Source organism: Nocardia veterana NBRC 100344 (assembly GCF_000308855.1).
GTDB classification, from domain to species: Bacteria; Actinomycetota; Actinomycetes; order Mycobacteriales; family Mycobacteriaceae; genus Nocardia; species Nocardia veterana.
In genome coordinates, this window is the sequence record NZ_BAGM01000112.1 from 1 (window position 1) to 14,812 (window position 14,812).

Annotated in this window: 10 protein-coding genes; 6 read left to right on the forward strand and 4 right to left on the reverse strand. The window is 68.6% G+C overall.

Features of this window, described 5'->3' with window-relative positions:
- Window positions 1-638: 638 nt before the first annotated feature.
- Window positions 639-1,988, reverse strand: a complete 1,350-nt coding sequence (locus ON37_RS21175) for an AbrB family transcriptional regulator (protein ID WP_245553292.1) — start codon at window positions 1,986-1,988, stop codon at window positions 639-641.
- A gap of 269 nt (window positions 1,989-2,257) precedes the next feature.
- Window positions 2,258-3,652, reverse strand: coding sequence for a cystathionine beta-synthase (locus ON37_RS21180; RefSeq protein WP_040721694.1), 1,395 nt, complete (start codon window positions 3,650-3,652; stop codon window positions 2,258-2,260).
- 241 nt (window positions 3,653-3,893) lie between these two features.
- On the opposite strand from ON37_RS21180, the gene ON37_RS21185 reads away from it, so the two are divergent.
- Window positions 3,894-5,591, forward strand: coding sequence for a hypothetical protein (locus ON37_RS21185; protein ID WP_157171529.1), 1,698 nt, complete (start codon window positions 3,894-3,896; stop codon window positions 5,589-5,591).
- A gap of 57 nt (window positions 5,592-5,648) precedes the next feature.
- On the opposite strand, the gene ON37_RS21190 is transcribed toward ON37_RS21185, so the two are convergent.
- Window positions 5,649-7,490 carry an ATP-binding protein gene (locus tag ON37_RS21190; RefSeq protein ID WP_051031864.1) on the reverse strand — a complete coding sequence of 614 codons (1,842 nt, stop codon included), beginning with the start codon at window positions 7,488-7,490 and terminating at the stop codon, window positions 5,649-5,651.
- 238 nt (window positions 7,491-7,728) lie between these two features.
- Here ON37_RS21190 and ON37_RS21195 point away from each other — a divergent pair, with 238 nt between their 5' ends.
- The 5 genes from ON37_RS21195 to ON37_RS21215 all read left to right on the forward strand — a co-directional run bounded on the left by ON37_RS21195 (window position 7,729) and on the right by ON37_RS21215 (window position 13,136).
- Entirely contained in the window at window positions 7,729-9,612 is a 1,884-nt protein-coding gene (locus ON37_RS21195) for a hypothetical protein (RefSeq protein ID WP_040721696.1), read from the forward strand.
- An 81-nt stretch (window positions 9,613-9,693) separates the two neighbouring features.
- Window positions 9,694-10,146: a hypothetical protein gene (locus tag ON37_RS21200; protein ID WP_245553293.1), complete on the forward strand. Its 453-nt coding sequence runs from the start codon at window positions 9,694-9,696 to the stop codon at window positions 10,144-10,146.
- A 151-nt stretch (window positions 10,147-10,297) separates the two neighbouring features.
- The gene (locus ON37_RS21205; RefSeq protein ID WP_051031865.1) at window positions 10,298-11,158 is read left to right on the forward strand and encodes an SGNH/GDSL hydrolase family protein; all 861 of its coding nucleotides are present in this window, start codon (window positions 10,298-10,300) and stop codon (window positions 11,156-11,158) included.
- A gap of 146 nt (window positions 11,159-11,304) precedes the next feature.
- Window positions 11,305-12,525, forward strand: a complete 1,221-nt coding sequence (locus ON37_RS21210; RefSeq protein ID WP_040721698.1) for an acetyl-CoA C-acetyltransferase — start codon at window positions 11,305-11,307, stop codon at window positions 12,523-12,525.
- Window positions 12,526-12,800: 275 nt separating this feature from the next.
- Window positions 12,801-13,136: a DUF1330 domain-containing protein gene (locus tag ON37_RS21215; protein ID WP_040721700.1), complete on the forward strand. Its 336-nt coding sequence runs from the start codon at window positions 12,801-12,803 to the stop codon at window positions 13,134-13,136.
- A gap of 151 nt (window positions 13,137-13,287) precedes the next feature.
- On the opposite strand, the gene ON37_RS21220 is transcribed toward ON37_RS21215, so the two are convergent.
- Window positions 13,288-14,730, reverse strand: a complete 1,443-nt coding sequence (locus ON37_RS21220) for an MFS transporter (protein WP_174362134.1) — start codon at window positions 14,728-14,730, stop codon at window positions 13,288-13,290.
- Between the last annotated feature and the right edge of the window lie 82 nt (window positions 14,731-14,812).

Here is a 14,812-nt window from a genome sequence, read left to right on the forward strand (position 1 = left end):
GTGGGCTGGGTCTTCTCGGCGGCCGCGGCGATCGTGGAGGCCAACGCGACCGGCTTCACATCGTCGCTCTTGTGGCCACCGGCGGAGGTGATGGCAGCGAAGGCGGCAAGGGCCAGGGTGGCGGATCCGGCGGTACGCGCGGCCGCCTTGGCTCTACTGCTCGTCGTGGTCTTCGACATTCGGTGCTTTCCTACTCGTGGTGTCTCGGCCTCGGTGGCCTGCCGCAGGCAGCGAGGGACCAGGGTGGGCCCCTCCGGGGGACTCACCTCGGGTGCTGCATGCTGTTCGGATGGATGGGAAGCCGGGGCTTCCCGCCTGTGCGGCGCGATCGGCCGCGCTCGGATCCGGCTACCGGATACCGTCGCCGGGTGGCCCGGCGACTACGCGCTGAGCAGTCTCGGCCGGCGCGGGGCGCAGCACGGCGGGCGTGCCCGTGGGCAGCTCCGGCGAGTTCACGTTCCGCATGGCGTTCGACAGCTCCTCGTCTGATTCAGACTCGACGTCTGACAACCAACGAGGTCACAGGATGATTGCGGCAAGTGAACGTAAACTTAACTCGAGATGAACAAACGGTGCCGCTACTCGCGATTTACCCCCACCGGCCGCCGCAACCTAGCTCTGACCTGGGAATTCGGTCGTCACGACGACGTGCTGCGCATCACAGAAAAATAACGCGTGTCGCGCTGGACGTGGGTGTTTTGTCCGATTTTCTGACAGTTCGGCAACTGTTCGGTAACGATCGATAACGCTCGGTAACCCCGTCGTCGGAGGGCCCGATATCCCAAGTTCGGCAACCGCCGGGTAGCCGGAGCATTCGGGCACAGAAGCCGGGAATTCAGGAGCCGGCGCTCACCATGTCCACCCGCGTATCGGCGCGGACCGGTCCGGATTCGCCCGCCGCGCCCCGCCCGCCGCGCCCCGCCCGGCGCCAGGCGACGCAGAGCGCCCAGCAGCAGCGGCAGCGTGCAGATCATCAGCAGCAGGCGCAGGCTCTGCACGCTGGTGACGAGCGGCATATCGGCGTTCATGTCCTCGGCGGCCGCAAGGACGGCGTTGATTCCGCCCGGTGTGGTCGCGAGGTACAGATCGGACAGCTCCAGATCGACGAGACAGCCCAGGCCGATCGCCATCGCCCCCACCAGTGCCGAGACCACCACCACCGCCACCGTCATCGCCGGAATCAATCGGGCCATCTCGCCCACCACCGCCCGAGTGAACCGGGAGCCGACCTCGAAGCCGATCAGGTCGAACAGCAACTCCTTGAACAGATTGGTCGGAGCGTAGCCGTGACTGATGCCGAGGGCGGTCAGCACCGCCGTGGCCGGCAACGGCCCCAGCAGCGCCGGATTCGGCAGCCGGAGGCGACGACCGAGGCGAATGCCGATGACACCCAACATGATTGCCGTCGACAGCCCCGCCACCTGGTCACCGCGCCCGACGACGGTCCACTGCGCCAGATCCGGATTCGTCACCGCGTCGACGAGTCGCGCCCCCGGCGTGGCCGTGCGATCGCCGTCGTCCAGCAGCATCGCGACGGCGGGCGCGGTCAGCGCCACCAGTCCGACGCGCAGATATTGCATGAAGGCGACCCGCCGCGGATCCGCGTCCAGCTCGTCCGCGCAGGCGATCACCGCGGCCGAACCACCGGCGATCAGCCCGAGGACAGCGGTCGACGAATCCACCCGGGCGACCCGCGAGAAGACCACGGCCGCAAGAACACTCACGACCACCGTGGCCGCGGTGACCGCCAGCACCGGCAGCAGGTCCAGGCCGATCGACCGGAGCAACGACAGCTGCAGGTAGCTGCCCATCAGGACTCCGAGCATGGCCTGGACGGCCGTGGGCACCTGCCTCGGCAGCGGCGCGGGCAATCGCCCGGACAACGCCAGCGCCGCGCCGACAACGATCGCCACGATCATCTGCGGTGCGGGGAAATACCAGCGCTCCACCATCTTCGCGATCGCCGGCACACCGGCGACCAGCGCCACCCACCCGACCATGCCACCGGGTCATGCCGTTGGATGCTCGTCGGCGGCGAGGAACTGCCGGTAACACTGCCGTTATCGACGACCACCCGGACAGTGATTCCGGACGCACCCGGCTTGTGCGCTGTTGCAGCGACCGCCGCCGATCCGGCGGAACGTACCGGACGCAGCGGTGGCAGACGACGCGCAATCGATCCGCATCCGCTGCGCTCCGGCGAACCGACGTACCGCCCCGATCGCACGCGGACGCGACGGCAGGGCGTGGGTTCGGCTCAGTGCGTGGGCAGACCCGAACCGCTGAGGAAACCGAGCAGATCGTGGCGGGTGATGACGCCGATCGGCTTGCCGTCCTCGACCACCATCAGCGCATCGGTCGATTCCAGCGCCTTGGTCGCGGCGGACACCGGCTCGCCCGATCCGATCAGCGGGAACGACGGGCTCATATGCTTCGAGACCGGATCGGTGAGATGAGCGCGACCCTCGAACACCGCCGAGAGCAGATCGCGTTCGGTCACGCTGCCCGCCACCTCACCGGCCATCACCGGCGGTTCCGCGCCGACCACCGGCATCTGCGAGACGCCGTATTCGCGCAGGATCTCGATGGCGTCCCGCAGCGTCTCCTGGGGATGGGTGTGCACCAGATCGGGCAGCTCACCGGATTTACCGCGCAGCACGTCGCCGACGATCTGTTCCGCGGTGCTGCCGTCCAGGCGCGAGCGCAGGAAGCCGTAGGAGCTCATCCAGTTGTCGTTGAAGATCTTCGACAGATAGCCGCGCCCGCCGTCGGGCAGCAACACCACGACGACCGCGTCGGGATCGCGCTCGGCGACCTGCAGCGCGGCCACCACGGCCATACCGCAGGAGCCGCCGACCAGCAGGCCCTCCTCGCGGGCGAGGCGACGGGTCATCTCGAAGGAGTCGGCATCGGAGACCGCGATGATCTCGTCCGGCACCGCCGGGTCGTAGGCCGAAGGCCAGAAGTCCTCACCGACACCTTCGACCAGATAGGGCCGGCCGGTGCCGCCGGAGTACACCGAACCCTCCGGGTCGGCGCCCACGATCTTCACCTTGCCGCCCGAGACCTCTTTCAGGTATCGCCCGGCGCCGGTGATCGTGCCACCGGTACCCACGCCGGCGACGAAATGGGTGACCTTGCCCTCGGTATCGCGCCAGATCTCCGGACCCGTGGTCTCGTAGTGGCTGGCCGGACCACCCGGGTTGGAGTACTGGTCGGGCTTCCACGCCCCGGGGATCTCCCGGGTCAGCCGGTCCGAGACGCTGTAGTAGCTGTCGGGGTGCTCCGGCGGGACCGCGGTCGGGCAGACCACTACTTCGGCACCGTAGGCACGCAGGACGTTGCGCTTGTCCTCGCTCACCTTGTCCGGGCAGACGAAGACGCATTTGTAGCCACGCTGCTGGGCGACCAGGGCCAGACCGACACCGGTATTGCCGGAGGTCGGCTCGACGATGGTGCCACCCGGCTTCAGCAGACCCTGCTCCTCGGCGGCATCGATCATCTTGACCGCGATGCGATCCTTCGAACTACCACCCGGGTTCAGGTATTCGATCTTGGCCGCCACCACCCCGGAGTTCGGGCCCACCACAGAATTCAACCGGACGAGCGGGGTATTACCGATCAGGTCGACGACGTGGTTCGCGATGCGCATAGCTACATCGTCGCAGAGCCGGATATCGGGCTCGCGATTGGTCCGGTCCGGCGACGCCCGGCGTGGCCCACTACCTGCTCACCTTCGACCCACCGAATCGGGCGGTAGCGGGCCGTCTCGGCGTCGGTCGAACGTCGCCGCGGTGTGCACCACCGGTGAGCGCTCGGTGAGCGATTCGTCAGCCGGATGCGAAACCCTTCGACCACGGTGGCCCGACGCCGGATATGAGGAGGGCAACGACATGAGTGCCGGCAACGAGAACGCCCAGCCGAACGGTCCGGGTGCCGGAACGTATGTCACCCTGGCCGACATCGAGAAGCATGAGCAACAGGAGCTTCTCGACGACGGGCAGCGGCCGGCGCCGGCGCCACCGCGGAACGTCGAGCCGCCGGTGGTCGGGGTGGTAGCGGCCCAGCGGGCCGGCGTTCCGGCACCGGGCCAGGTGACGTCGATACCGGCGACGAACAGCATTCCGTCCGGCGGCCGCATGTCCAATGGCCAGTCCATTCGAAACGGCGGTTACGTCCTGGCACGGGACGAAAGCGGTGATTACCTGCTCACCGGGCCCGGCGGCGCGAAATTGTGGGGCTACTCCGGGGCCGGGACCCCGTTCGATACGCAATCCGGTGCATTGGTGCTCGAGTCCGATGGCTCGCTCCGACTGAAAGACGCGCAGGGCAAACCGGTTTCGACCATCGTCTCCGCCGACACACGGCGCCATGACGACCTTGTGCTCCTCTACCATCCGGCCAACGAGTCGCCGGGCTTGCGCTGGCTGATCGAACAAGCCCGATGCGTGGTCCAGCTGACACTCGACCTCCTCGGCTGCCGTGCGGTTTCGGAGGTGCCGGACTTGTCGGCCTGGTTACGCAGCAAAGGACTTCCGGACGGGTCGCACAGTTCGGCGACCGTCGACGCATACAACGCGGCGGACGCCCACCTGTCGGGTATCGAGTCGGAACTCAGGGCTCTCGAGGGCAAGGTCGATGCGGTGTGCCGAGCCGGCAAATCGGATTCCGACGCGGTGCGCGGAAAGATCCATGCCGACATCGCCGAGCTCAATACGATGCTGCGCGCCGCGGACAACCATGCGGAGCATTTCCGAGCGGTCACCGACATCCGGGTGTCCACGCATATCCCCAGCTCCGATCGAATTCGAACGCGAATTCAACCGGCCTTCGAGGAGAAGGTGGAGAAGGCGATCGTGAACAAGGTCGAACATGTGGAGAGCTTGGTGCGGACCGCGACCGAGGCCAATCACCACCGGGCGCGCACCATCTCCGGACCCGCCACCCACCGCACAGCGCCGGGGCACGCCGGGCGGGTTACGGCGCCGCACGGCTGCCGCACCCGGACCGCGGCCCGCACCGCCCCCGCCGACGCGGATCCGGCTCCGCAGCAGTTCGTGGCGGGTACGGACAACGCTCCCGACGGTCTCGTGTCCGGCGAAACAGTCGAGGGCGAAGGCCGGTTCGACTCCCCGCTCACCGAAGCGATGCTCGAGTCCAGCTCGCCGTACTTCAACCCGGCCGAACCGAAGGGCGCCGACGCGGCAGTGCCTCGCGGGATCGCCGACCGCAGCCAGGAGTTCCCGTGCCCGGCTTTCTGGGCCATGAGCCCGTGGACGTGGAACCTGCCGGATCCGATGACTGTGCTGCCGCAGTACGGCCTGCCCGCGACGGTTCGGCAGGGCCGGCCCGCACCGCCGGTCTCGATCCCGAACTGGGCCGAGGATGTTCCGATCCTCGGAACACCCTCCCCGCCGCCGCGCGGCGAACTCATTCTCGTCACCGTCGCAGACGAACACACCAGCGGCGCCGAGTGGGCTGACGAGTCCCGGCTCGAACAGGGCATATCGATGTTCGGCGGCACGAATATTCCGGGCTTCCGCACCGGCAGGGACGCCGTCCGAACGACTGAGACAGGACAGCCCGGGTAGCGCCGCGGTCGAGGCCGGCGCCGGTCCGCCGGAGTCGCGGTCGAAGCGGCGCGACGATCAGGGGGCGCCCGCCGGATCAGCGGATTCCCCTCTGCCCGTGGACTTTTCGGCACAGAACTCGCGGACGACCCGAAGCATGCGATACCGCCCGCCGCACCGGCCGACCAACGACTTGTCGACCAGACTGCACAACAACTCTTCCGCCGCCGCGAGCCCGCTTCCCCCGACGGCGTCGGCCAGATCGAAAACTGCTGGAAATGCGGCGATCCGCTGCGCCATCGTTCGTTCGTCGTCCGACAGCAGGTTCCAGCTCCACTCGACGACCGCTCGCAGACTGCGGTGCCGGGGCGATCCCGCCCGATCCTCATGCGCGAGGAGGTCGAACAGATCATCCGATCGAGCCGCGATCCGCTCCAGGGGCAGCGTGCGCAGGCGGGCAGCGGCCAGCTCGATGGCCAGCGGCAGGCCGTCCACCGCCGCGCAGATCCGATGCACCACCTCGACGTTGTTTGCGTCGACGACGAATCCACGCTGTGCCGCGGCAGCACGATCGGCGAACAACCGGAGGGCAGGTCCGGTCCGGTGCGGAAACCGATGATCGGGCCGGCCGACCCTCAGCGGGTCGACGGCGAAGAGCACTTCCCCGACTATTCCCAAGGGCTGTCTACTGGTGGCCAGGACCGACACCCGCGGGCAATGCGCGAGGATGCGATCCACCAGTCCGGCGGCCTCGGCGAGGACGTGTTCACAGTTGTCCACAACAACCAGCAATGTCCGCCCGGACAACGAGGCGAGCAGTGTCTGTTCCCGGTCGGCCCGTCCCCGGACGGTGCAGTCGGATCGGCTTCGCGCGGTGTCGTGGACACCGACCGCGGTGGCGACGGCGCAGATCACCTGGGCGCCCTCGCTGACCGCAGCGAGATCGACGAAGCATACGTCCGTCGTCACTCGGCCGGCCGCCTCGACGGCCAGCCGGGTCTTGCCCACCCCGCCCGGCCCGGTCACCGTCACCAGCCGAGCGTCGGCGACCGTTTTCACCAGCGTCGTCAGCTGTTCGTCGCGTCCGATCAGATTCGACAGCGGCACCGGCAGTGGCCGGGGCCGGGGGGTTTCCAGCGCTTCGGCGCGGAGCACCTCGAGATAGGCGCCGGTCAGTACGGCCGACGGATCGACACCCAGCTCGTCGTCGAGCAGCCGTCGGGCCCGGTCGAATTCGACCAGGGCCTCGGCCCGCCTACCCGCCGCGCCCAGCGCTTGGACGAGCAGCGCGCGCAATCGTTCCCGCAGCGGATGAGCTGCGGTCAACTCCGATAATTCGGCCAGCACCGACCCATGCTCTCCGCACCTCAGCGCCGCCTCGGCTCGATCTTCCTGCATCGACAGCCGTACCTCGGACAGCTGCGCGACCACGCCGGCGACGAACGGCACATCCGCGATATCGGCCAGCGGGTCGCCGCGCCAGAGACACAACGCGTCGTCGAGGAGCCGCAGTGCGCCGCGGGCGTCGCCGCGGGCCGACGCCCGGCGGGCGGCGTCGGCCAGCCGCGTGGTGCGGTGAAGGTCGATCGAATCGGGTTCCATCTCGAGTAGATAGCCCCCTGCCTCATATCGGAGAATCTGCTTCGCCGGTGACACCGCACGCAACGCGCGACGCAACCGGGACGCCTGCGCCTGCAGCGCGTGGACCACGTCCGCGGGATGGCAACCGCCGTACAACGCCTCGACCACCCGGTCGCGACCGACGACCCGCCCGACGTCGAGGGCCAGCAGCGCGAGGAACGCGCGTGCGAGGGGACCGCCGACATGTACCGGTGCTCCGCCTGCGGATCGCACCTCGAGGGGGCCCAGCACACCGACCTGACAGGCCGGTCCCCCGACGTCGGCGCTGCGAGGCAACACCGCTGAATCTCCCCTCCCGCTCGGATCGGCGAATGCCGAATGTCGGTCCCGGCGACGGCCGAACGGCCATGCGGGCAACCGGGATCAGGATGCGCGATCGCACTCACCGGATGCTTACAGAACTCTTGCCGGACCAGCAGGTCACCGCGGTTCCCGCCGCTGGGGTCGGACAGTCCGCTGCCCGCTGCTCGGGGAGTTACGTTATCGGTGGGCACACTGCACGGGGAGGGCGGAATCGATGGCGTACTCGACGGAACCGGAGCTGATCGTCGGTGGCCGCGGCGAAATCGGTGTGGCACAGGCGGGTTCGGGATGTGCCGTGCGTTTCGGTTCGTCCTGGGCATGGTTGTGCTGGCCCGACCTCGACGCCACGATGGTCTCGCGCTTGGCGGCACCGCCGATCCGGCTCGTGTCCCGGCCCGGCTTCGGTTTCGACCTGGCCGAGTCCGAAGCGGATGACCGTGTACACGACTTGCTGATGCCCGGCTACTGGCAACGTGTTCGGGTCGAGGGCCCGGTGCGGATTTTCACCGTGCCGGCCATCGGGCCGGTGGCCGTGGCGCCGGGCCCGCTCGCGCTCGTCGTGGACGATGACGACCGGGCCGAGTCGGTGGTGGATCGGTACGTCGACGCCATCCGCGCGGGGCGAAGGCCGGTGGTCCTCGCCGTGGCGGCCGTGCGCGGCGGTGTCGACGACACCGTGGCGTTCGTGGTCGACGGTCATCACGCACTCGCCGCTTACCGGCGACTCGACCGGTGGCCACCGGTCGACTTACTGATCTGCGACGACATTCAGTGCTGGCATCCGGAACACCGCGCGGGACAGCCGGATTGCTGTGCGGAGTCGTGGATCGAGTGTTGGCGCGGCGACCCGCTCACCTTCGGAATGGAGGATCTGACCGCCGCATTCGCGCATCACCCGCGGGCCGCGCGCGCCGCCCGACCACTCTTCGCGTCGTTCGGCGACATCAGGACCGGCAGGCCGGGGCATATCGTCGATGTCGTGGACGGGCGCGGCCTCATCAGGATCGAGGGGTCGCGGGATCGGCCGGCGGCGAGTGTGCTGTGGTTGAACGGGCGTCCGGCGCTCGCCGACGCGCTTCTCGCCGACGGATCGCTGGCACATCTGGTCGCCCGGCTCGCGCCCGAACAACGCCCGGCCGGTCTCGACGAACTGGCCCGCTGGCTCGCCGCCCCGGTGGTCGCCCGCGACTACGCAGGTCATCCCGTCCTGTCCCGGGAATTCGTGGACAAGCTCGACCCGCTGCTGCACCTGTTCGCGCCGGGGCGCTATGCGATCTCGATCGCGACAGCGACGTTGTCGTTATGTCCCAGCCGCTACGGGTTCCAGCCTCCGGATGCGTCCGGGTGGGCGGTGGAACAGGCCCCGGGGACATGGGTCGCCATTCCGTGCGATTACCGCGGCCACCACCTCCACGCCACGCGTGATTCGGCCGAACTGGACCCCGCTCGCATCGATTGGTACATCGAACGCATCGCCGCCGGCGCCGAGCCGGTCGCGATCGTGGTGTCAGCCGGCTCGGCGGAGCCGGGAATCGATTCGCAGCGAGCGCGTTTCCTGCTCGACGGCCATCACAAGGTGACGGCCGGCGCCTCGGTGTACCTCGAGATATCCCCGTGCGACGGAGACGGATTCGCCGATACCGTCGAATTCTCTCGGCGAGTGGATCCGTATCTGCGCGATATGCCGTACTACGGCCGCTGGTCTCGGTCCGACGGATACCGCAGCTCCCCGCCGCTGTACCGATCCTATCCGCGACTGTTGACGATGTACCCGACCTCCGAGCGCGCCGACGATCCACCGACACCGATCGAATATCTGTGTAGATACGGTGTCCGATACGGGAATCCGGCCGCACCCGACGATTACCACACCGCCACCACCCGCTTGCTGGCAGCGCTCGGCGGCCGGCTCGGGGAGCAGGCGCTGCGGCGGCTGACGGACATCGACCGCATGACTCATCCCGCACACTTCGAATCGGTGCTGCTGGAGAGCCTGGAAGGCCTATCGCTGAGCCCGGCCGAGGTGAATGACGTCGCCGATGTGGTCGCCGATCTCGACGACGAACGACTGGCTGCGCTGATCGAACGGTCACGCTAGTCGGACCGGGCGCAGGTCGCGGACGCGGCTCGCGACAATCGATCGTGTGGGCATTCCTGCATTACTATGCGGTGCGTGAGGATGCCGAAGACAGCCCGCATCGCGACCGTTGTGGCCGGAACCGTCGGAGCCGTGACCGCCATCGCGTCCGCCTCGGCCAACGCGCAAACCGTCGAATTCCCGCAAACGCCGAGTGTGTTCTACGGCGGACTGTGCGGGGGCAACATCCGGACCTGGGTCGACACCAGCCCCGAGTGGCCGGGCCGCGCGGTGTTCAACGTGCAGTCGCTGGCCATTCAGGGCATCGGCCCCGGCATCTATCCGCTCGCACCGCTGTGCAATGTGGACACCACGGTCGCCTGGCGCAATGTGAACACCGGCGCCGCCGGCGAGTATCGCCTGAACGTGGTCTCCGGCATCTACGGCAGCATCCTGTACGCGAACTTCCAGGACACCGGCCCGGGCCATATCGAGGTGACCGTCTCCACCAACAACCTCAACATCCCGGCGCACGGCGCGTTCGACGTCGCCTGATCCGGCGTCGCGCCTGGTCGGCGCGCACCGAGCGCCGCATAATCGGTGGGGCCGGACCGCGCGCCGCCCATCCGGCCCGCTCCGATTCCACACCTGAGCGGCGATGCGCCGGACGGCCGGTGGCACGGGACGCGATACGGGAGGTTGAGGCGTGGCTTCCAGGACATGGCGGACGGTCGCGGCGAGCGCCGCGACCGCGGTTGCGGTCGGCTCGGGAGCCGGCACCGCCGGCTGGGCGACCTACCGGCTGCTGATGTCGCAGGCCCGGGCCGCACGTACCGTGATCGGCCGCGACACCTCCAAACCACCCGAGGCCGACGGCGTCTACACCCCCGGCTGCGCGGCACCCGAACCGTGGCGAGCGGGGGTGCCGTTCGATCTGCACCTGATGATCTTCGGTGATTCGACCGCCGCCGGTGTGGGCTGCGTCGACGCCGAGCAGGTGCCCGGCGTCCGCCTCGCCCGCGGGCTCGCCGACGCCACCGATGCTCGAATTCGATTGAGCACCAAGGCCATCTCCGGTGCTACCTCGAAAGGACTCGCCGGCCAGGTCGACGCCATGTTCGTCGCCGGGCCGCCGCCGGACGCCGCGGTCATCCTGGTCGGCGCCAACGACGTCACCAAGAAGCATTCGATCCACCGCTCGGCGCAGCGGCTGCGGCGGGCGGTCACCCGATTGCGCGAGGCCGGTGCCGTCGTGGTGGTCGGCACCTGCCCGGATCTCGGTACGGTGGCCGCCATTCCGCAGCCGCTGAGTACCGTGGTCCATCGCTGGAGCGCGCGGCTGGCCCGGGCGCAGGCCGTTGCCGTGCGCGCGGCCGGCGGCTCGGCCGTCGCGATGGGTGATCTGCTCGGCCACGACTTCCGCAGCACGCCCGAGGTCCTGTTCTCCGCCGACGGCTTCCATCCCTCGGCGGCCGGATATGCCCTGGCGGCCGAGCATCTGCTGCCCGTGCTCGTCGATGCTCTCGACACCGCGCGACGGACATCGGCCGAAACGACGAACGCCTGACGCCGCCGACCCGGAGTGGACGCCCATTGGTCAGTACCGGGTGTTCCGGGGCACATCGCGGCGACGTAGATTCGGGGGTGAATTGTCGTACCCGTGTACCGAAACGGTCGGCTGACCGATTCGGCGCCCCCGAATAAGGAGTCCTCATGCCAGAGGCCGTCATCGTCTCGTTCGCCCGCTCTCCCATCGGCCGTGCGGGCAAGGGTTCGCTGGTGAGCATGCGTCCGGACGACCTGGCCGCGCAGATGGTCCGCGCCGCCCTGGACAAGGTTCCGGCGTTGGATCCGGCCGATATCGACGATCTGATGCTCGGTTGCGGCCAGCCCGGCGGCGAGGCCGGCTTCAACATGGCCAAGGTGGTCGCCACCCAGCTCGGCTACGACTTCCTGCCCGGCGTCACCCTGAACCGGTACTGCTCGTCCTCGCTGCAGACCACCCGGATGGCGCTGCACGCCATCAAGGCCGGTGAGGGCGATGTGTTCATCTCCGCCGGTGTCGAGACCGTCTCGCGCTTCCCGAAGGGCACCTCCGACGGCTGGCCCGACACCCACAACGAGAAGTTCGCCGAGGCCGAGGCCCGCACCGCCAAGCGCGCCGAAGGTGGTTCGGACGGCTGGGCCGACCCGCGCGAGAACGGCGACCTGCCGGATATCTACATCGCCATGGGTCAGACCGCCGAGAACGTCGCCCAGTACACCGGAATCTCGCGCGAGGACCAGGACCACTGGGGTGTGCGGTCGCAGAACCGGGCCGAAGAGGCCATCAAGGCCGGCTTCTTCGAGCGCGAGATCACCCCGGTGACGCTGCCCGACGGCACCGTCGTCTCCACCGACGACGGCCCGCGCCCCGGCACCACCTACGAGAAGATCTCGCAGCTCAAGCCGGTCTTCCGTCCCGACGGCACCGTCACCGCCGGTAACGCGTGTCCGCTCAACGACGGCGCTGCCGCGCTGGTCATCATGAGCGACACCAAGGCCAAGGAACTGGGCCTCACCCCGCTGGCCCGCATCGTGTCCACCGGCGTTTCCGGTCTGTCCCCGGAGATCATGGGCCTGGGCCCGATCGAGGCCGTCCGGAAGGCGCTGAAGATCGCCGGCAAGACCATCGACGACATCGACCTCTACGAGATCAACGAGGCGTTCGCGGTGCAGGTGCTCGGTTCGGCGCGCGAGCTGAAGATGGACCTCGACAAGCTGAACGTCTCCGGCGGCGCCATCGCGCTGGGCCACCCGTTCGGCATGACCGGCGCCCGCATCACCGCCACCCTGATCAACAACCTGCAGACCCACGACAAGCAGTTCGGTCTGGAGACCATGTGCGTGGGTGGCGGCCAGGGCATGGCGATGATCATCGAGCGCCTGAGCTGAGCTCCTGCGCCTCTCCGGCAATTCAGCGGACGAGTGGGTGCCGCGCGATTTGCGTTGCGGGGCGGCGGTGAGTGCTGAGGTGGCCTCTGGGCGTGCCCGATGAGTTGCCCATGTGCTCGCCAGATCAGTCGGCCGGTCGCACCGAAGGGTGGGACCGGCCGATTGGCGTTGCGGCCCGGCGGTCCGGGGCGGGATTACCTGACGGGTAATCGTTCTCCGGCCTGCGGCGCGGAAGTATCAAGGGCGTCAGCACAACTCGGTTCGAGGAGTTCGAGATGCCTGCCTACGCCGTTGCTCATCTGCACGATGTGGACGTCAATGCCGAAGTCGTGGAGTATCTGCGCCGGATCGACGGCACGCTGGCGCCGTTCGGTGGGAAGTTCATCGTGCACGGTGGGCGGCAGATGGTCGCCGAAGGGCCCGCCGACGGGCGCGTGATCGTGATCGAATTCCCGGATTACGATGCGGCCCAGGCCTGGTACGCGTCGCCGGAGTACCAGCAGATCCTGCCGTTGCGGCTGAACAATGCGTCGGGCGTCGCACTGCTGGCCGATCACTGCGGCGACGATCATGTCGCCACGGATGTGCTGCCGGCCGAACTTCGCGGATGAAATCCACTGCCGCGGGCGGCAACTCGCGAAACTGCCGCGGGCGGCAACTCGCGAAACTGCCGCGCACGTGCGGCCGGACAGCGCCTCCGGCGACGGCTCGTGGCCCCGACGGTTCGGTGCCGTCGGGGCCGTGCCGATCGGAGCCGGGCGCTCAGCCGATCTCGACCAGCCCGGGCTCCGGCGGTGCGGCCACCGGCGCGCGCCGGGCCGTCCGCAGCAGCAGCGTGATGGCCAGGCCGAGCACCATACCGACCGCGGTCAGGACGACGACCAACCGTTCTCCGTGTGCGACAGCCGAATTCGTTGCCGCCGCGTCGTCGGTGCCGAGTTCGGCGATCACCGTGAAGATCGCGAGGCCGATCGCGTTTCCGATATTCAACGCCGTGGAGGCGATGCCGTTGGCGACACCCTGCTCCTCGCTCGGCGTTCCGGCCGCCGCGGCGATCCACATCGCCGTCCAGACGATGCCCTGGCCGACCCCGGACACGATCAGTCCGGGCACCAGGGCGCCGTAGCCGGCCGCCGCATCGAATCCGATTGCCAGTACGAGCGTTCCGACGGCACCGATACCGAATCCGATCAGCAGCGTGGTGCGCACGCCCAGCCGGGTGGCCGCCCGCTCACCCAACTGGGTTCCGGTGGCGATGGCAACGGACGGAACCAGGAACGCGAGTCCGGTCTGCAGGGCGGTGTAGCCGTGCACGGTCTGCATGAGGACGGTCAGGAAGTACGGCAGTACACCGAAGGTCGCCATGTAGATGAAGGTGACCGCCATGCCGATGGTGAGGCTGCGATTGCGGAACAGACGCAACGGCATCAATGGATCGGCACTGCGCGATTCGACCACCGCGAAGACCGCGAGCAGCAGCGCCGCGAGGACCAGGGCACCGACGACGAGCGCACTACCCCATCCCCATTCGGGCCCTTCGACGAGCGCGAACACCAGAATGGTCGAGCCACCGGTGACGAGCAGGGCGCCGGGAAAATCGAACGACCGCCGCTCGGCGCCCGCCCGATCGCGCGGGACGACGCGCAGCGCCGCCGACGCCACCACCGCGGTCAGCGGGACATTGACGAAAAAGACTGCGGGCCAACCGAAATTCTCGGTCAACACGCCACCGAGCAGCGCGCCGATGGTCAGTCCGCTGGCACCCGCGCCGCCCCAGACCGCCAACGCCCGGTTCCGCTTCGGCCCCTCGGGAAACAGCGTGTTGATGAGCGCGAGCGTCGACGGAAGCAACAGCGCACCGCCGATGCCTTGGATCGCGCGCGCGACGATGATCACGACCGGACTGCCGGCGAGCCCACCGGCCAGCGATGAGACCCCGTAGAGACCGAGCGCGAGCAGGAACATCCGGCGGCGTCCCAGCAGATCGGCGGCGCGACCACCGAACAGCAGGAATCCACCGGCGAAGACGACGTAGGCGCTCACCACGAGCTGCTGGGTCTGCCCGGGGAATCCCAGGTCGGAACCGATATCGGGGAGTGCGACGAAGACGATGTTGAGATCGAGCGCGTAGATCAACTGTGCCAGCGCCAACAGCGCGAGCGTCCAGCCCAGCCGTCGGCCGGCCGGGGAGGTGGGGGTGGGCATGGGATGCCTTTCTGCCTGCGGGTCGGAGCTGTCGAGGCGGGGCCCACGCCGTCGACCGTACGATATTTCACGTACAGTCGAA